14 protein-coding genes are annotated in these 18,185 nt (G+C 31.3%); 10 read left to right on the forward strand and 4 right to left on the reverse strand.

Translation table 11 applies throughout. The features are described 5' to 3' along the window. Positions 1-70 precede the first annotated feature (70 nt). From BXY80_RS04070 to BXY80_RS04090, 5 genes are all read left to right on the forward strand, one after another. The gene (locus tag BXY80_RS04070; protein ID WP_120199923.1) at positions 71-3,220 is read left to right on the forward strand and encodes a UvrD-helicase domain-containing protein; all 3,150 of its coding nucleotides are present in this window, start codon (positions 71-73) and stop codon (positions 3,218-3,220) included. 23 nt (positions 3,221-3,243) lie between these two features. Next, on the forward strand, positions 3,244-4,437 hold the full coding sequence (kbl, locus tag BXY80_RS04075; protein WP_120199924.1) for a glycine C-acetyltransferase: 1,194 nt from the start codon (positions 3,244-3,246) through the stop codon (positions 4,435-4,437). A gap of 123 nt (positions 4,438-4,560) precedes the next feature. After that, positions 4,561-5,922 carry an OmpA family protein gene (locus BXY80_RS04080; protein WP_120199925.1) on the forward strand — a complete coding sequence of 454 codons (1,362 nt, stop codon included), beginning with the start codon at positions 4,561-4,563 and terminating at the stop codon, positions 5,920-5,922. A gap of 68 nt (positions 5,923-5,990) precedes the next feature. Beyond that, positions 5,991-8,753 carry a PD-(D/E)XK nuclease family protein gene (locus BXY80_RS04085; protein ID WP_120199926.1) on the forward strand — a complete coding sequence of 921 codons (2,763 nt, stop codon included), beginning with the start codon at positions 5,991-5,993 and terminating at the stop codon, positions 8,751-8,753. Then, positions 8,754-9,593, forward strand: coding sequence for an alpha/beta hydrolase family protein (locus BXY80_RS04090; protein WP_120199927.1), 840 nt, complete (start codon positions 8,754-8,756; stop codon positions 9,591-9,593). It abuts the gene before it with no gap. A gap of 6 nt (positions 9,594-9,599) precedes the next feature. Here BXY80_RS04090 and BXY80_RS04095 read toward each other — a convergent pair whose 3' ends face one another. Then, complete coding sequence (locus BXY80_RS04095) at positions 9,600-10,397, reverse strand: universal stress protein (RefSeq protein WP_120199928.1); 798 nt, start codon at positions 10,395-10,397, stop codon at positions 9,600-9,602. Positions 10,398-10,453: 56 nt separating this feature from the next. Between BXY80_RS04095 and BXY80_RS04100 the strand changes: the two genes are divergently transcribed. From BXY80_RS04100 to BXY80_RS04115, 4 genes are all read left to right on the forward strand, one after another. Next, positions 10,454-10,954: a GNAT family N-acetyltransferase gene (locus tag BXY80_RS04100; protein ID WP_120199929.1), complete on the forward strand. Its 501-nt coding sequence runs from the start codon at positions 10,454-10,456 to the stop codon at positions 10,952-10,954. Next, entirely contained in the window at positions 10,951-12,285 is a 1,335-nt protein-coding gene (locus BXY80_RS04105) for an MATE family efflux transporter (protein ID WP_120199930.1), read from the forward strand. Before BXY80_RS04100 ends, BXY80_RS04105 begins: the two co-directional genes overlap by 4 nt. Positions 12,286-12,420: 135 nt before the next feature. Continuing rightward, a complete protein-coding gene (locus BXY80_RS04110; protein WP_120199931.1) occupies positions 12,421-12,873 on the forward strand; it encodes a 6-pyruvoyl trahydropterin synthase family protein in 453 nt (150 codons plus the stop codon). A gap of 10 nt (positions 12,874-12,883) precedes the next feature. Next, on the forward strand, positions 12,884-13,642 hold the full coding sequence (locus tag BXY80_RS04115) for a UDP-2,3-diacylglucosamine diphosphatase (RefSeq protein ID WP_120200350.1): 759 nt from the start codon (positions 12,884-12,886) through the stop codon (positions 13,640-13,642). Positions 13,643-13,896: 254 nt separating this feature from the next. On the opposite strand, the gene BXY80_RS04120 is transcribed toward BXY80_RS04115, so the two are convergent. The 3 genes from BXY80_RS04120 to BXY80_RS04130 form a co-directional block, all read right to left on the reverse strand. Continuing rightward, a complete protein-coding gene (locus BXY80_RS04120; protein ID WP_120199932.1) occupies positions 13,897-15,183 on the reverse strand; it encodes an MFS transporter in 1,287 nt (428 codons plus the stop codon). A gap of 3 nt (positions 15,184-15,186) precedes the next feature. Next, positions 15,187-16,878 carry a single-stranded-DNA-specific exonuclease RecJ gene (gene recJ, locus BXY80_RS04125; protein WP_120199933.1) on the reverse strand — a complete coding sequence of 564 codons (1,692 nt, stop codon included), beginning with the start codon at positions 16,876-16,878 and terminating at the stop codon, positions 15,187-15,189. An 83-nt stretch (positions 16,879-16,961) separates the two neighbouring features. Further along, positions 16,962-17,387, reverse strand: a complete 426-nt coding sequence (locus BXY80_RS04130) for an OsmC family protein (protein WP_120200351.1) — start codon at positions 17,385-17,387, stop codon at positions 16,962-16,964. A 134-nt stretch (positions 17,388-17,521) separates the two neighbouring features. Between BXY80_RS04130 and BXY80_RS04135 the strand changes: the two genes are divergently transcribed. Next, positions 17,522-18,124, forward strand: coding sequence for a carboxymuconolactone decarboxylase family protein (locus BXY80_RS04135; protein ID WP_120199934.1), 603 nt, complete (start codon positions 17,522-17,524; stop codon positions 18,122-18,124). The last annotated feature ends 61 nt before the right edge of the window (positions 18,125-18,185 follow it).

An 18,185-nucleotide genomic window follows, 5' to 3' on the forward strand; every position in this document is an offset into this window, starting at 1 on the left:
CAGCTCAATTAAAAATAATAAATAGCTATGAACTCATTGATAGTTTTTATATTGTATCAAAATTTTGAGTGTGCAAAAACTTACACCTTTTACTATTTACAATGCTTCTGCTGGTAGCGGAAAAACCTTTACGTTGGTAAAAGATTACTTAAAAATTCTATTGCAATCAAAGAACATTTTGGCTTTTAGAAACATTTTAGCTTTAACCTTTACAAACAAAGCTGTTAATGAAATGAAAGAACGAATTATTGAGACGCTACAATTGTTTTCTGAAGAAAAAATTATTGATCAGCCAAATACTATGTTTCAATTGATTTCTGATGAATTAGACATTAATCCTGAAGAACTACACCTTAAGTCTAAAACTGTATTACACACCATAATTCATAATTATGCAGCTTTTGATATTTCTACTATCGATAAGTTTAATCATAAACTCATTCGTGTTTTTGCACATGATTTAAAATTACCTATGAATTTTGAGGTTGAATTAGATACACAAAACCTTCTCAGTAAAGCTGTAGACAAACTAATTGACAAAACAGGTACAGATAAATCTTTAACAAAAGTATTAGTTGATTTTGCCATAGAAAAAATAAATGAAGATAAGAGTTGGGATATTGCTTACGATTTTAATGCTATTGCAAAACTATTGGTTAATGAGAGTGAAATTCCGTTTATAGAACTGATAAAAGATAAATCTATTGAAGATTTTAAGCTACTTAAATCTCAATTGCAAAAAGAACAAAATAGTATAGAAACTATTGTTGTAAAAAATGCCGAAACCATTTTAACACTAATTGATGAATGTGGTTTAGAACATGATGATTTTTCAAGAAAATCATTACCAAATCATTTTAAAAATTTAGCAAATAAGCGTTTTAATATTAAGTTTGATAATAATTGGCAGTTAGGTATTGAAACTAAAGCACTCTATCCTTCTAAAGTTAGTGCAGAAATAGCTTCAATCATTGAAGACATAAAACCTCAAATTATTGCTGCTTTTTATAAAACTAAAGGGTTTGTGATTAGACACAAGTTTTTATCTAATTGCTTAAAAAATATTACGCCCTTATCTGTATTAAATGCAATTAGTAAAACACTACAAGAATTAAAAGAAGAAGATAATTTATTATTAATATCAGAGTTTAATTCAATTATAAATAAAGAAATAGCCGATCAACCAGCGCCTTACATTTATGAGCGCATAGGTGAAAAATTTAAGCACTATTTTATTGACGAATTTCAAGACACTTCGGTTTTACAGTGGAAAAACTTGATTCCATTAATAGACAATGCCATTACTGGCGAAAACCTAAAAGGCGAAATAGGCTCAACAATGCTAGTTGGAGATGCAAAACAAGCAATTTACAGATGGCGTGGTGGTGATCCAGAGCAATTTATTAATTTATACAATAAGACAGACAATCCTTTTTTTGTAGAACAAAAAGTAGAACCGCTTCCTTTTAACTATAGAAGCTTTAAAACTATAGTAGAATTTAATAATTCCTTTTTTAAACACATTTCTAATATCGCTTTTTCAAATCCTCAACATCAACATATTTACGAAAATAGTTCGCAAATAGGGTTTTTAAACGATGAAGGTTATGTTGAGCTATCTTTTTTAAACCTTAAAGATGAAGACAAAGACCAATTGTATTGCGAAAATATTTTAGAAACGATAAAAAAGACTATTGCAAATGGTTTTAATTTAAATGATATCTGCATTATCACTAGAAAAACTAAAGAAGGAATAACTATTGCTCAGTTCTTGAGTGAGAACGATATTGACATTGTCTCTTCTGAATCATTAATGCTAAAAAACTCACCTGAAGTTCAATTTATCACAAACATTATTAAGTTAGCTGTACAACAAAAAAATAATGTGATAAAAATTGATGTTTTAAATTTTATTGCTAAACATTGTATTAAGGTTAATGATGAACATGCTTTTTATAGTAAGTATATAAGTTTAGATCCGTACCAATTATTTGAATCGCTTTATGATTATGGTATTGAATTTAATTTTAATACATTCTTACACATGCCGCTTTATGAAGCTGTAGAGACAATAATAAGACAGTTTAAACTTAACCAATCTTCTAACGCATACATTCAGTTTTACCTAGACGAAGTATTAGATTACTCTTTAAAATATAACTCTAGCTTTAATGGCTTTATTGAGTATTGGGAACGTAAAAAGGATAAACTTAGTATTGTGTCTCCACAAGGGAAAAATGCAGTTCAGATAATGACTATTCATAAATCTAAAGGCTTAGAGTTTCCAGTAGTTATATTTCCTTACGCCAATCAAAATATTTATTTCGACATGTCTCCAAAAATTTGGTTTTCAGTTGAAAAAGAAAAATACAATGGTTTCTCACACCTTTTAATAAATGTAAATAAAGACTTAGAAACTTATAACGAAAAAGGAGCTGAAATTTACAACAACTATCAATCACAACTAGAACTAGATAGTATAAATCTTTTATATGTTGTGCTCACTAGAGCTGCTGAACAATTATATATTATTTCAGAATCTGACGTAGATAAAAATGGGAACGAAAAATTAAAATTATTTTCAGGTTTATTTATAAACTACTTAAAATCTATCAACTTATGGAATGAAAATCAAGCTAATTATACTTTTGGCGTACCAAATAGAACGATTACTAAAAAGACCATTTTAAAACAATCTATTGAACAAAAACAATTTATTTCAGTTTCAAAAGAAACTCATAAATTAAATATTGTTACTAATTCAGGACGCCTTTGGAATACTGCGCAAGAAAAAGCTATTGAAAAAGGAAATTTAATACATGATGTTATGTCTCATATAAAAACTATTAACGACATTTCTTTTGCATTGGATTTGTATACAAATTCTGGAAGAATAAACAAGTTACAAGCAAGTGAGTTAAAATCATCAATCCATGATATTATAAACCATGAAAAGCTGCATTCATATTTCAACCCAAACCTTACCATATATAATGAGAAAGACATCATTTCAAAAAAGGGTAACATATTAAGACCAGATAGAGTCGTTATAAATAAAAATAATGAAGCCGCTATTATAGATTATAAAACTGGTTTAGAGAACTCAAAGCATAAAGAACAATTATTTGATTACCAATTTCTCTTAGAAGAAATGAATTTTATAGTTACTAATAAAATTCTTGTGTATATAAATAATGATATTACTGTAAAAGAATTTTAAATTTGTAGCAAACAAAACAAACTATGTACTCAAACATACAACAACACCTTCAAAAAGAATTACAAGACATAAAAGATGCTGGACTCTATAAAGAAGAGCGCATCATAACATCACCACAAGGAGCAGAAATCACACTTAACACAGGAGAAACTGTTTTAAACTTTTGCGCAAATAATTATCTAGGTTTATCATCCCATCCAGAAGTTATACAAGCTGCTAAAGATGCAATGGACACTCATGGCTTTGGCATGTCTTCTGTACGCTTTATTTGTGGTACTCAAGATATACATAAAGAACTTGAGCAAAAAATAGCAGATTTTTATGGCACAGAAGACACCATATTATATGCTGCTGCTTTTGATGCTAATGGTGGTGTATTTGAACCACTTCTAGGTAAAGAAGATGCTATAATTTCAGATTCATTAAATCATGCTTCAATAATAGATGGTGTTCGTTTGTGTAAAGCCGCTAGATATCGTTATCAAAACAATAATATGCAAGATTTAGAACAGCAACTAATTGCTGCTAATGAAAATGGTGCGCGTTTTAAAATTATTGTTACAGATGGTGTGTTTTCTATGGATGGCTTAGTAGCACCTTTAGATGAAATATGTGATTTAGCCGATAAATATGATGCATTAGTTATGATAGATGAATGTCATGCTGCTGGATTTATTGGAGAAACTGGACGAGGCACATTAGAAGAAAAAGGTGTTCTAGGTCGTATCGATATTATAACTGGAACTTTAGGGAAAGCTCTTGGGGGCGCAATGGGAGGCTATACCACTGGAAAAAAAGAAATTATTCAAATGTTACGTCAGCGCTCAAGACCCTATTTATTTTCTAATTCTTTGGCTCCAGCAATAGTAGGTGCTTCAATTAAAGTTTTTGAAATGCTATCAAACAACACCTCTTTAAGAGATACGCTTGAATGGAACTCAAACTACTTCAAAACCAAACTCAAAGTTGCTGGTTTTGATGTTGTTGATGGTGATTCTGCTATCGTTCCCGTGATGCTTTATGATGCTAAATTATCACAAACCATGGCAAAAATGCTTCTTGAAGAAGGAATTTATGTGATTGGGTTCTTTTTTCCTGTAGTACCAAAAGAAAAAGCAAGAATACGTGTTCAGCTCTCTGCAGCACACTCTAAAGAGCATTTAGATAAAGCTATTTCTGCCTTTATAAAGGTTGGAAAAAAACTAAATGTTATTTAAAATTAATCCAAACACCCTAATTTTAGTACAACTAATCAATATTTTTATATATTTGTCTTTGTTAATAACATTTAACATATTACTTTTGCTTCAATTAACACTTAAAAATTAAATTATTAGAATATGAAAAATCTTAGCAGATTATTTTTCGCTATGTTGCTTTTAGTTAGCTTCAATGCTAATGCACAAGATGAAAACAACCCTTGGGGAATTTCGATTGGCGTAAATGCAGTTGATTTATATCCAGTTGGAGAAGATGCACCTTTAGGTGATTACCTAGACGAATTTTTCAACTTGTCTGATCACTACAACATTTTACCATCATTATCAACAGTTTCTGTATCTAGATACCTTCAAGATGGATTTACTTTAACTGTTGCGGGTTCTATCAATGAAATTGATAAAGTTGGAGATTCATCAGCTGATGATTTATCTTATTATGCTTTAGATGGAACAATTAAATATAGTTTAACAAAACTAATCAATTCAAATTCTTTCGATCCATACATTGGTGTAGGTGGTGGTTATACATGGGTTGACGATATTGGAGCTGGTACTTTAAATGGTACTTTAGGTTTCAACTATTGGTTTACTGAGAATGTTGGTTTCAATGTTCAAACAGCATACAAACATGCATTTGAAGATTATTTAGCTAAGCACTGGCAACACTCGGTAGGCTTAACTATTAAGTTTGGTGGAAAAGACACCGATGGAGATGGTATATATGATAAAGATGATGCTTGTCCAGATGTTCCTGGTTTAGAAGCTTTCAATGGTTGTCCAGATTCTGATAATGATGGTATTGAAGATTCTAAAGATGATTGTCCTAACGAAGCTGGTTTAGCTGAGTTTAACGGCTGCCCAGATGCTGATGGTGATGGTGTTGCTGATAAAAATGATGACTGTCCAACAGTTGCAGGTTTAAAAGCTTTAGCTGGATGTCCTGATGCTGATGGTGACGGTGTTGCTGATAAAAACGATGATTGTCCTAACGAAAAAGGACCTGCTGCTAACAAAGGATGTCCTTGGGCTGATGCTGATGGCGATGGTGTTTTAGACAAAGACGACAAATGTCCTAACGAAGTTGGTACAGTTGCAAATAATGGTTGTCCAGAAGTACTTCCAACAGTTGCTGTTATGGAAAAACTAAATAACTATGCAAGAACAATTTTATTTGATAGTGGTAAGTCTTCATTCAAAAAAGAAACTCAACCGGTTTTAGAAGCTATGACTGCTATCTTTAAAGAATACCCAAGAGCAGATTTTTCTTTAGAAGGTCATACAGATAGCCAAGGAGCTAAATCTTCTAATCAGTTATTATCTGAAAGAAGAGCAAATGCTGTTAGAGATTACTTAATCGCAAACGGAATTAGTGCAGATAGACTAACTGCATCTGGTTTTGGTGAAGATTACCCAATCGACAACAACAAAACTGCAGCTGGAAGAAAAAACAATAGACGTGTTGAAGTAAAACTTAAAAAATAAGTTTTAAACAACAACAAAATAAGTTTTAAAAACGCTCCGAAATTCGGAGCGTTTTTTATTTTTATACTATGACGAGTTTCATAGAAAATGTTATTATAGATTTACAAGAAAAGAATACTAACTTTTCACAAACAACTTTTATTCTACCTAGCAGAAGAGCTGGTTCGTTTTTAAAAAACATATTATCAAAGCACACAAGTAAAACAATATTTTCTCCAGAAATATTATCTATTGAAGAGTTTGTTGAATCCTTATCTAATATAGTTAGCAGTACTAATACAGAACTTCTATTTGAGTTCTATGCTATATACTTAAAAACAATTCCCAAACAACAAATAGAACCTTTTGATAGTTTTTCAAAATGGTCACAAATTTTAATTCAAGATTTCAATGAAATAGACCGTTTCCTCATTGAGCCAAATCAAATATTTGACTATTTAAGTGCCATTAAAGAAATTGAAAACCAACACTGGTCATTAGAGGAAGAGCAGACTCAATCTATAAAAAATTATTTATTATTCTGGAATCGCATAAAAACGTTATATAAACTATTTAATGAATCTCTTTTATCAAAACAAAAAGGTTACCAAGGATTAATTTATAGAGAAGCGGTTGAGAATCTTGAACAATATATAGCTACACATAAAAACAAAAACTATATTTTTATTGGGTTTAATGCGCTTAATAAAGCTGAACAACACATCATTCAAGAATTACTTCAACAAGGATTAGCTAAAATTTATTGGGACATAGATAGCACCTTTTTTAATAACCCTATTCACGATGCAGGATTATTTACCAGACAGCACAAAAAGAATTGGCCATATTTTAGAAAAGAAAATTTTAATTGGATTTCAAATTTATATGCTTCAGAAAAAAATATAAACCTAATTGGTGCTCCAAAAAATATTAGCCAGATTAAATATGTGAGTGAGCTTTTAAATGGAATCCAAGTAGATAAAAATTTAATTGAAAACACTGCAATAGTATTAGGTGACGAAACCTTATTATTACCACTGTTAAACTCTATTCCCGAAGGTATTAACAACTTAAACATAACAATGGGTTTACCTCTAAGGTCAATTCCGTTATCTACATTATTCGAAGTATTATTTAGTATCCACAAATCATCATCAAAAGCACTTTATTATAAAGATGTAATAACTGTTATCTCACATCAATTTATTAAACCCATATTAGATGATAAAGGCTCTACTTATTCAGATAAGATTGCAACATATATTCAGGAAAACAATATTATTTACGTTACTCTAGAGCAATTAAAAAAACTTGCAGGGCCAAAAGAGGAATTAATTAAAATCCTTTTTAGTTCATGGTTAGATAACCCAGAAATAGCAATCAATAACTGTTCAAAACTTATCATGTATATCAAAGGTTATTTTGATGAAGAAAAGGATAAAAACTTATTACCTCTAGAATACTTATATCGATTTAATAACATATTTAATGAGCTCAACTCTTTAAACTCAACGTATTCGCATATATACAATATAAAAACGCTTCATAACCTCTATAAAGAAATAATAAAAAATGAATCTTTAGACTTTAAAGGCGAACCCTTAAAAGGGCTTCAAATTATGGGTATGCTAGAGTCGAGAGTTTTAGATTTTGAAACTGTTATTATAACATCAGTAAACGAAGGCATACTTCCTGCAGGAAAAAGTAATAATTCATTTATCCCATTTGACGTTAAATTAGAGAATGGGTTACCAACCTATAAAGAAAAAGATGCTGTTTACACATATCACTTCTACAGGCTTTTACAACGTGCAAAAAACATATACATCTTATACAACACAGAACCAGATGTTTTAAATGGAGGTGAGAAAAGTAGGTTTATAACTCAATTAGAAATTGAGAGTAAACATAATATCAATAATTATATTGTGGCTCCAAAAGTTACTAAAATAGAGCAACAATTAAACTCTATAGTAAAAAATGCAGATGCTGTTAAACGCATACAAGAAATAGCAAATAAGGGGTTTTCTCCATCGTCTCTAACTAACTATGTTAGAAACCCCATAGACTTTTATTATCAGAAAATTTTAGGAATACAAGAATTTAATGATGTTGAAGAAAATGTGGCTCTAAACACTTTAGGGACTATAATACATAACACACTTGAAGATTTTTACAAACCCTTAACTGGTAGCTTTCTCTCGATTAATCTAATTAAAAAAATGAAATCCAACATCGAAGATACCGTTATGTTTCATTTTAAAAACGAATATAAAGAAGGTGATATAACTAAGGGTAAAAATTTAATCATATTTGAAATTGCTAAGCATTATATATCAAACTTTTTAAACCTTGAAATTGAGAGCCTTACAAAAGAGAATGAAATAAAAATTATCGCTATTGAAACAGAAAACAATGTGCAAATCAATATCGAAGAGTTAAACTTTAAAGTCAACCTAACCGGAAAAGTAGATCGCGTTGATGAATTTAATGGAGTTACTAGAATAATAGATTATAAAACTGGTCGTGTTGACCAAGGCAAAGTAGAAGTTGTTGACTGGAAAAACATCACACAAGATTATGATAAGTACAGTAAAAGCTTTCAAGTATTAATGTATGCCTATATGATGTTTAGGTCTAAAATGGTCACTCTTCCGTTAGAAGCTGGTATTATTTCGTTTAAAAACTTGAACTCTGGATTTTTAAGGTTTGCAAAAAAGGAGTCTCAATACACAAGAACTAAAGAGCAATTAATAACTGAAGACACTCTTGGCGCTTTTGAAAAAGAACTAAAGAAACTAATTATAGAAATATGTAATCCTGAAATTAATTTTATCGAAAAAGAATTATAAATGATTCAAAAAAACCTCATTTTACATCGACCAGAAAATAAACCTATTGTTTGGGATGCCTTTTTTAATACAAATGGTGAACAAAAACCATTGGTTGTTTTTTGTCATGGCTATAAGGGTTTTAAGGATTGGGGAAGTTGGGATTTAGTAGCAGAAGCTTTTAAAAATGCTAACCTGTTTTTTGTAAAATTTAATTTTTCACATAATGGAGGAACTGTTGAAAACCCAATAGATTTTCCAGACTTAGAAGCTTTTGCAGAAAACAACTATACTAAAGAACTTAGCGATTTAGATGCTATTTTAAATCATTTATTATCGATTAATAATCCATACAAAAGTGAGATAGACACACATAACATTACACTTATTGGTCATTCTCGTGGTGGTGGAATCTCCATAATAAAAGCTTCAGAAGATTCAAGAATAACTAAACTCATTACCTGGGCAAGTGTAAGTGATTTTGGTAAACGAACTGCCACAATTGGAGATTTAAACCAATGGAAAAAAGATGGAGTAAAATATATTTTAAATGGCAGAACAAAACAACAAATGCCACATAACTATCAGTTTTATGAAGACTTTCTGGCTAATAAAGACCGATTAAATATTGAAGCTTCTACCAAAAGTATAAAGATTCCTCATTTAATTATTCACGGTAAAGATGATCCGTCTGTTTTGTTTAATGAAGCAGAAAACTTAAACGCATGGAATTCAAAAAACACACTATTTGCTATTGAAAATGCAAATCACGTCTTTAACTCTAAACATCCTTGGAGTGAAAACGAAATGCCAGACGCTTTAAATTTGGTCGTTAAAAAAAGTATTGATTATATAAAATAACACTATTTATTTCAATCCGCTTAAGACCAAAACTGGTAATGTAGAACTTTGAAAATCTTTCTTTAAGATAATATTCTTCTCCCATAACTTAGCAAAAAATCCTCTGTTACGTCTAACAACACATAATAGGTCTGGATCATTATCTTTATAATGTTCTAAAACACCTTGAAACGTAGTCCCGTTTTCACTATAAGTTGTATTTGTAATTATACTAGACAACTCTTCATTAACGTCAAAATCACCTTCGTTATGAAACGGCGTTTTAACTAATAATAGATTTACAATAGACTTAAACTGATTTTTAATATCAAGTAATGGTTTTAATACATTTTCCTTTTTAATGATTGCTGACTTTAAAGCCATTAAAACATAAATTATAGGTCTGTATTTATAACCTTCAGGAACTATTAGCGCAGGTATGTTTGTTTGCTTTACAATTTTACCAGATGTTTTTCCTAAATACACTTCTTCTTTAACAGAATTAATTCTAGGCTCTAATAAAATAAGGTCAATTTTAGAATTTTTACAAATCAATTCAATAGTTTCAACAAGTTTTCCTTTTACGGTTCTTGTAATAACCTCAACACCTTTAGTATCAATTTTTTCAACATGACTATTTAAAAACGCTCTACTTTCACGCTCTAAAATATGATCTACCTTAATCATGGTTCCTGCTTTTGTATATACATTAAATACTTGTACAACATAAACTTTTGCGCCAAAAGCCTTGGCGAAATCTATCGCATATTGTAAGTGACTTTGTGCATTTTGAGATGATCCTACAGGAACTAAAATATTCTTCATAATTAAAGATTTAAAACTAACTTTACATAAATATTTGGCAAAGATAACTATTATAAATGATTAGAAAAGGTGTAAATCAGGATATTGACGCTATTCTACAAATTACTAATGCTTGTGCTAAACATATGATAGCTAATTCTGTTTTTCAATGGAATGAATCTTATCCTAATAAAGTAGCTTTTGAAACCGACGTAAATAGAGGTGAATTATATGTGCTTGAAAACAATTCTGAAATCATTGGCTGTATTACTATCTCTACTTTAATGGATGAAGAATACAAGTCTGTAAAATGGCTAACACCAAACAAAAACAATGTTTATATTCATCGTTTAGCGATTCACCCCAAACATCAAGGTAAAGGTTATGCTAAACAGTTAATGGATTATGCCGAAGCATTAGCCATAGAAAACAACTATAGTTCTATTCGATTAGACACCTTCTCTAAAAACAAAAGAAACCAAAAATTTTACGAACTTCGTAACTATAAACAACTAGGTAATATTTACTTTCCTAAGCAAAGCAAATTTCCTTTTTATTGTTACGAATTGATACGGTGAGCACAAATATTAGCTTAAAACATATTAACAAACTTGCAATTCCAGCATTAATTTCTGGTGTTTCAGAGCCTATTTTATCATTAACAGATACTGCAATTATTGGTAATGTAGATACAAATGCCATTGAAGCGTTAGCTGCTGTTGGTATAGTTGGTACATTTATATCTATGCTTATTTGGGTTTTAGGGCAAACAAGAAGTGCAATCTCATCTATTGTATCTCAACATCTTGGTGCTAACAAATTAGATAAAGTAAAAAATCTTCCAGCTCAAGCAATCTTTATTATTACATCGCTTAGTATTTTAATTATTATAGGTACTTATCCAATTGCTGATAGCATTTTCAAGCTTTATAATGCTTCAGATTTAATTTTAAGTTATAGTGTAGACTATTACAAAATAAGAGTATTCGGGTTTCCTTTTACGCTCTTTACTATTGCCATTTTTGGCACTTTTAGAGGTTTACAGAATACGTTTTACCCAATGATTATTGCTATTATAGGCGCATTGGCAAATATTATACTCGACTTTATTTTAGTTTATGGTATTGATGGTGTAATTAACCCAATGCACATACAAGGAGCTGCTTATGCTAGTGTCATTGCGCAAGTATTAATGGCTGTTTTTTCAGCTTATTTTCTGCTTACAAAAACCAGTATTTCTTTAAAGTTGACGTTCCCGTTTAACAAAGAAATTAAGAAGTTTATTTTAATGATTCTTAATCTATTTGTAAGAACATTAGCACTAAATATAACATTGTACTTTGCAACAAGCTTTGCTACCAGATATGGCGGAACCTATATTGCCGCATATACAATTGCAATAAATTTATGGTTTTTAGGTGCTTTTATTATTGACGGTTATGCAAGTGCCGGTAATATTTTATCAGGTAAACTATTTGGTGGAGAAGAATATAAAAACCTCATTAAACTAAGTAATAAACTAATTAAATACGGAATAGTTATAGGAATCATTATAGGAATTATTGGCGCAGTTTTTTATTATCCTATAGGAAAAATATTCACCAAAGACGAGCAAGTTTTAGCAGAGTTTTATAACGTTTTCTGGATTGTACTTGCCATGCAGCCGCTTTGCTCTTTAGCCTTTATCTTTGATGGCATGTTTAAAGGCTTAGGCAAAATGAAACTACTCAGAAACATCCTTCTTATTTCTACCTTCTTAGTATTTATTCCTATTTTATATTTACTAGATGATTTAGACTATAAACTACACGCTATATTTGTTGCATTAACTGTCTGGATTATAGCAAGAGGCTTTCCTTTAATTATAAAATTTAGAAAACAATTTTTACCACTTGCACAAAAGACGTAACTTTGGTCGATAATCGACTTTAAACAAAAAAATCAGTATGGATATCATGTCTTTTTTAAGTGGAAATGGCTTATTCCTTTTACTAGCCTTAGTCTTAATAATAGTATATGCAGTAAATAGAAGAAAAAAAAAGTAATGAGCAATATTCGTATTACAAAACAATTTTCTTTCGAAACTGGTCATGCACTTTATGGTTATGACGGAAAATGTAAAAACGTTCACGGTCATAGTTATAGACTCTCTGTAACAGTTATTGGGAAACCAATTAATGACAAAACAAACGTAAAGTTTGGTATGGTTATAGATTTTAGTGACCTTAAAAAAATAGTAAAAGAAGACATTGTAAATGTCTTTGACCACGCTACCGTTTTTAATAAAAACACACCTCATGTAGAACTGGCAAAAGAGCTAGAAGATAGAGGTCATAATGTGCTTTTAGTAGATTATCAACCAACTAGTGAGATGATGGTTATTGATTTTGCTTCAAAAATTAAAAAACGTTTACCTGAAAACATCAAACTACATTCTTTAAAATTACAAGAAACAGCAACCTCTTTTGCAGAATGGTATGCTAGTGATAATGAGTAATTCTGTACACATATCTGTTCCAAAGGGAAAAAAAGTATACTTCGCTAGTGATAATCACTTAGGTGCTCCAACTAAAGAAGCATCTTTGCCTAGAGAAAAAAAGTTTGTCGCTTGGCTAGATGATGTTAAACAAGATGCAGCAGCTATTTTTCTTTTAGGTGACTTATTCGATTTCTGGATGGAATACAAACGAGTTGTGCCTAAAGGTTTTACAAGAACACTTGGTAAATTAGCCGAAATAAGTGATTCTGGAATTCCTATTTATTATTTTGTTGGTAATCATGATTTATGGATGAATGGCTATTTTGAAGAAGAACTCAATATTCCTGTATATCACAAACCACAAGAGTTTACATTTAATAACACTTCTTTTTTTATTGGTCATGGTGATGGTTTAGGTCCTGGAGACAAAGGTTACAAGCGCATGAAAAAAGTCTTTACCAACCCATTGTGTCAATGGTTATTTAAACGTGTGCTTCATCCAGATTTTGGCATGCGAATTGGGCATTATATGTCTGTAAAAAACAAACTTATTTCTGGTGATGAAGACGCTAAATTTTTAGGAGAAGAAAATGAATGGTTAGCGCAATATTGCAAGAGGAAATTAGAAGAAAAGCATCGTGACTATTTTGTGTTTGGTCACAGACATCTACCTCTTAATATTGATTTAAGAAACAATTCTAAATACATCAATCTTGGCGATTGGATTTCGTATTATACTTACGGTGTTTTTGAAGGAGAAACTTTAGAGTTAAAAGAATATAAGTAGGGTTTTCGTCTTGTTTCCAACTCATAACTAAACCAACTGTGTTATGACATATTCGCAATTTAGAAATGAACAACAAGCATTTCTATCAACTCACAAAACTTTAAAATACATTAACAATGAGTAAAGTGATCTCATTCTTTTACTTCATGGTATTGTTACACCTGTATGGATATACAGAAAATGGAAGAAAAAGTAATTTCTAATTTAATGTTAAAAGAAGAAATTAATACGTTAATCTTAAATTTTTTAAAGGGTTAATCTTCATTTTCATGAGTTTCCATATCTTCAGTCAAATCTAATTTTCTAAAAGTTGGAGACACAAAAGCAGTAGTAAGCACTGTAATTAAAGTCATCGTTCCTCCAAATACCACAGCTGTTGCAGTTCCCATTAATTTAGCAGTTAATCCACTTTCAAAAGCACCAAGTTCATTTGAAGAGCCTACAAACATAGAATTTACAGATGATACTCGTCCTCGCATATGATCTGGAGTTTTTAATTGAAGAATCGTTTGACGAATCACCATAGAAACGCCATCAAAAACACCACTAAAGAATAAAGCTAAAACTGAAATCCAAAATATAGAAGACAAACCAAAAGCGATAATACTTAACCCAAAACCGAAAACCGCAACGAGTAACTTCAATCCCGCTTTTCTAACAATTGGAATATACGCTGTGACTAACATTGTTAAAAAAGATCCCACATTTGGAGCAGCTACCAGAATACCAAAACCTTCAGAACCAACTCCTAAAATATCTGTTGCAAATACAGCTGCTAAAGCAATAGCACCTCCAAACAAAACCGAAATCATATCTAAGGTTAAAGCGCCTAAAATAGCTTTTGTTTTAAACACAAAAGTAACACCTTCTTTTAAACTTTGAACCATTGGTTCTCCAATATTTGGATTTAGAATAGGTTTCTTTTTAATACTAAAAAGCATAACCAAAGAAAACATTACTAATCCAAAAACAATACAAAGAGACCAATGCACACCCATTTGGTCGTTTTCACCAAGCCATCCAATAGAAAACCCAGCAAAAGTAACACCTAAGACTCTAGCCATTTGCCAAGTTGAGCTATTCCATGTGGCAGCATTTGGATAAATTTTCTTTGGTACAATAAGCGCAACTAACGAAAATATAGATGGTCCAAAAAAAGACCGTAATAAACCTCCAAAAAACACAAGTGTATAAATAGCGTACAATATTTGCTGTACAGACCATGTTTCAGTGATTGTAGGAGACGTAATCCAAAACATACCAAAACTAATAATTGAAAATAAAGCAATACAAATTGCAAGAAGGTTTCGCTTTTCTTTTTGATCTACAATATGTCCTGCAAAAAGCGCCATTCCTAAAGCTGGAATAATTTCCATTAATCCAATTAAACCAATATATAAAGGATCTTTTGTGAGCGCATAGACTTGCCACTCTATGATGACAAATTGCATGGACCAAGCAAATACTAAAGCAAAACGAACTAGTATAAAAATATTAAATTCTCGATATCGCAATGCTGCGTAAGGATCTTGTTTAGCCATCTACTATTCTTTAATATCCTTAAGTTTCAACTGTAAACTTACATTACCTTGCCAATGGTTTTCATCAATAGAATACACTGCTTTAAAAGCTTTTCTGTTTTTAATAGTATCTAGTTTATCTCCCAAACCAAAACCAATACCAACCAACTTATCACTTCCGTTTTGTGTAACTGTTACGCGTAAATGTTTATCATCTTCTCCAACGCATTTACCATAACCTGTATCTTGTAATTCTTCACTCATAAAAACTGGTGTCATATTTCCTGGTCCAAAAGGTGCAAATTGACTAATAATTCGCCATAACTTGGTATTAACTTGATGTAATTCTATTGGCATATCTACAGTTACCTCTGGAATTAATAAATTCTTATCTATTGTGCTCGCAACAACAGTTTCAAAAGCCTCTTTAAAGGCTCCATAGTTTTTAATTTCTAGTGTCAATCCTGCAGCATATTTATGTCCTCCAAATTGTTCAATATGTTCCTTACAGGCTTCAAGTGCATTATAAACATCAAATCCTTTTACAGAACGTGCCGAAGCTGCTAATTTATCTCCACTTTTAGTAAACACTAGTGTCGGTCTGTAATAGGTTTCTGTTAGTCGCGAAGCCACAATACCTATTACGCCTTTATGCCAAGTTTCATTATAAACAACAGTTGTAAAACGTTTCTGTTCATTTTGGTCTTTAATTTGTTTTAAAGCTTCTTCTGTTATCTGTTTATCTGTTTCTCTTCTATCTGTATTATATTGGTTAATATCTAATGCATATTGCGCTGCTAAATTAAAATCTGTTTCGGTTAAAAGTGTTACTGCATGATTACCATGTTTCATTCGGCCAGCTGCATTAATTCTTGGTGCTATTATAAAAACCACATCTGTAATTGTAAGTTTCTCTTTTTTTGCCTCAACAATAATAGCTTTCATTCCTGGTCTTGGGTTGGTGTTAATAACCTGTAAACCAAAATAAGCCAAAGCTCTATTTTCTCCTGTAATTGGGACAATATCTGCACCTATTGCAGTAGCGACTAAATCTAAATACTCAACTAAATCTTCTGTTGTTTGGTTTTGCTTAAATGCTAAGGCTTGTACTAGTTTAAAGCCTACACCACAACCGCATAATTCTTTATAAGGATAGTCGCAATCATCTCGTTTTGGGTCTAAAACCGCTATAGCATCTGGTAATTTATCACCTGGTCTGTGATGATCACAAATAATAAAATCGATATTTTTTTCTTTTGCATAAGCCACTTTTTCAATAGCTTTTATACCACAATCTAAAGCTATAATAAGTGTAAAATCATTGTCATGCGCAAAATCGATACCTTGGTAAGAAATACCATAACCTTCTGTATAGCGATCAGGAATATAAGTTGCTACATTTTGTGTTCTTGTTTTTAAATACGAAGCCATTAAAGCAACTGAAGTCGTTCCGTCTACATCATAATCACCATAAACCAAAATATTTTCTTTTTGAAGAAGCGCAGCTTCGATTCTAGCAACTGCCTGCTGCATATCCTTCATTAAAAAAGGATCATGCAAATCGTCTAAACTTGGTCTAAAAAACGTTTTTGCAGCGTCATAGGTTTTGATACCGCGTTGTAATAATAATGTTGCAACAGTTGCATCAATTTGAAGTGCTTCTTTTAAATGAGCAACTTTATTGGTTTCTGGTTTTGGTTTTAGTGTCCAACGCATATATTTTAATTACTTTGTCATATTGAGCACAGTTGAAATATCTGTTTTGAGATTCTTCACTAAGTTCAGAATGACATTGGTTTTTAGGCGTTATGATAGTGAATTGATGTTTTTACCTCTGAGAATTGTCTGAACATTTCCATAACACCACAATACTTTTCAATAGATAAGTCTACCGCTTTTTTTATTTTCACTTCGTCAAGATTGTCTCCATATATATGGTATTCTACAGAAACTTTATTGTAGTACTTTGGATGTTCCTCTGTTAATTCTCCATACGTATCGATTCTAAAATCTGAAAAAGGGACTTTCATTTTTTTTAAAATTGACACAACATCTAAACCTGAGCAACCTGCTAAAGAAGACAACATCATGGCTTTAGGACCTAATCCAGAATTATGACCTCCATTTTCAGGAGACGTATCCATTAATACCATTTTTCCGCTAGGATTATCAGATTCAAACTGAAGGTTTCCTTTCCAATGTGTTACGACTTTATTTGTTGTCATTGCTTTAGATTTTTTGTTTCTTGTGTAAGAATTATTTTTATAAATCGACCACAAAAAACATCTTGATTAGACTATTAATTTTTTAAACTTGTTCTTTCAAAAATACCAATAATAAAAACGAAAAAAAACATCCTATGGCATTAGTTACACCATTATCTCCAGATCATGATATTGAAACAAAAGAGTTAGCAGAATTCTTTAACGAAACTCTTGGGTTTTGTCCAAATTCTGTACTTACCATGCAACGTCGTCCAGCCATTAGTAAAGCATTTATTAACCTTAATAAAGCGGTTATGGCTAACGAAGGTCGTGTGACTTCGGCACTTAAGCGAATGATTGCTTGGGTTTCTAGTAACTCAACAGGATGTCGTTACTGCCAAGCACATGCTATTCGTGCTGCAGAACGTTATGGAGCAGAGCAAGAACAACTTGATAATATTTGGGAATACAGAACACATCCAGCGTTTAATGATGCTGAACGCGCTGCTTTAGATTTTAGCTTAGCAGCTAGCTTAGTACCAAATGCAGTTGATGCAGATATTAAAAAACGTTTATACGATTATTGGGATGAAGGTGAAATTGTAGAAATGCTAGGTGTTATTTCTCTATTTGGATACCTCAACCGTTGGAATGACTCAATGGGAACTAATATTGAAGAAGGTGCTGTAGAAAGTGGCGACCAATATCTAGGAAAACATGGTTGGGAATCTGGAAAACATGATGGAAGTCAATACTAGATTGTTAGATTTTTAGAACGCTTCGCTTATAGATAATTTAGATTAAATCCTCTTCAGAAAT

The organism is Ichthyenterobacterium magnum, assembly GCF_003610635.1.
In the GTDB taxonomy this organism is placed as follows: domain Bacteria; phylum Bacteroidota; class Bacteroidia; order Flavobacteriales; family Flavobacteriaceae; genus Ichthyenterobacterium; species Ichthyenterobacterium magnum.

Excerpts from the sequence above, each read along its gene's own strand:
- BXY80_RS04135 (WP_120199934.1), top strand. The coding sequence starts at position 17,522 with ATGGCATTAGTTACACCATTATCTCCAGATCATGATATTGAAACAAAA.
- BXY80_RS04080 (WP_120199925.1), top strand. The coding sequence starts at position 4,561 with ATGAAAAATCTTAGCAGATTATTTTTCGCTATGTTGCTTTTAGTTAGC.
- BXY80_RS04120 (WP_120199932.1), bottom strand. The coding sequence starts at position 15,183 with ATGGCTAAACAAGATCCTTACGCAGCATTGCGATATCGAGAATTTAAT.
- BXY80_RS04090 (WP_120199927.1), top strand. The coding sequence starts at position 8,754 with ATGATTCAAAAAAACCTCATTTTACATCGACCAGAAAATAAACCTATT.
- BXY80_RS04085 (WP_120199926.1), top strand. The coding sequence starts at position 5,991 with ATGACGAGTTTCATAGAAAATGTTATTATAGATTTACAAGAAAAGAAT.
- BXY80_RS04100 (WP_120199929.1), top strand. The coding sequence starts at position 10,454 with ATGATTAGAAAAGGTGTAAATCAGGATATTGACGCTATTCTACAAATT.
- BXY80_RS04130 (WP_120200351.1), bottom strand. The coding sequence starts at position 17,387 with ATGACAACAAATAAAGTCGTAACACATTGGAAAGGAAACCTTCAGTTT.
- recJ (WP_120199933.1), bottom strand. The coding sequence starts at position 16,878 with ATGCGTTGGACACTAAAACCAAAACCAGAAACCAATAAAGTTGCTCAT.
- BXY80_RS04095 (WP_120199928.1), bottom strand. The coding sequence starts at position 10,397 with ATGAAGAATATTTTAGTTCCTGTAGGATCATCTCAAAATGCACAAAGT.
- BXY80_RS04110 (WP_120199931.1), top strand. The coding sequence starts at position 12,421 with ATGAGCAATATTCGTATTACAAAACAATTTTCTTTCGAAACTGGTCAT.
- kbl (WP_120199924.1), top strand. The coding sequence starts at position 3,244 with ATGTACTCAAACATACAACAACACCTTCAAAAAGAATTACAAGACATA.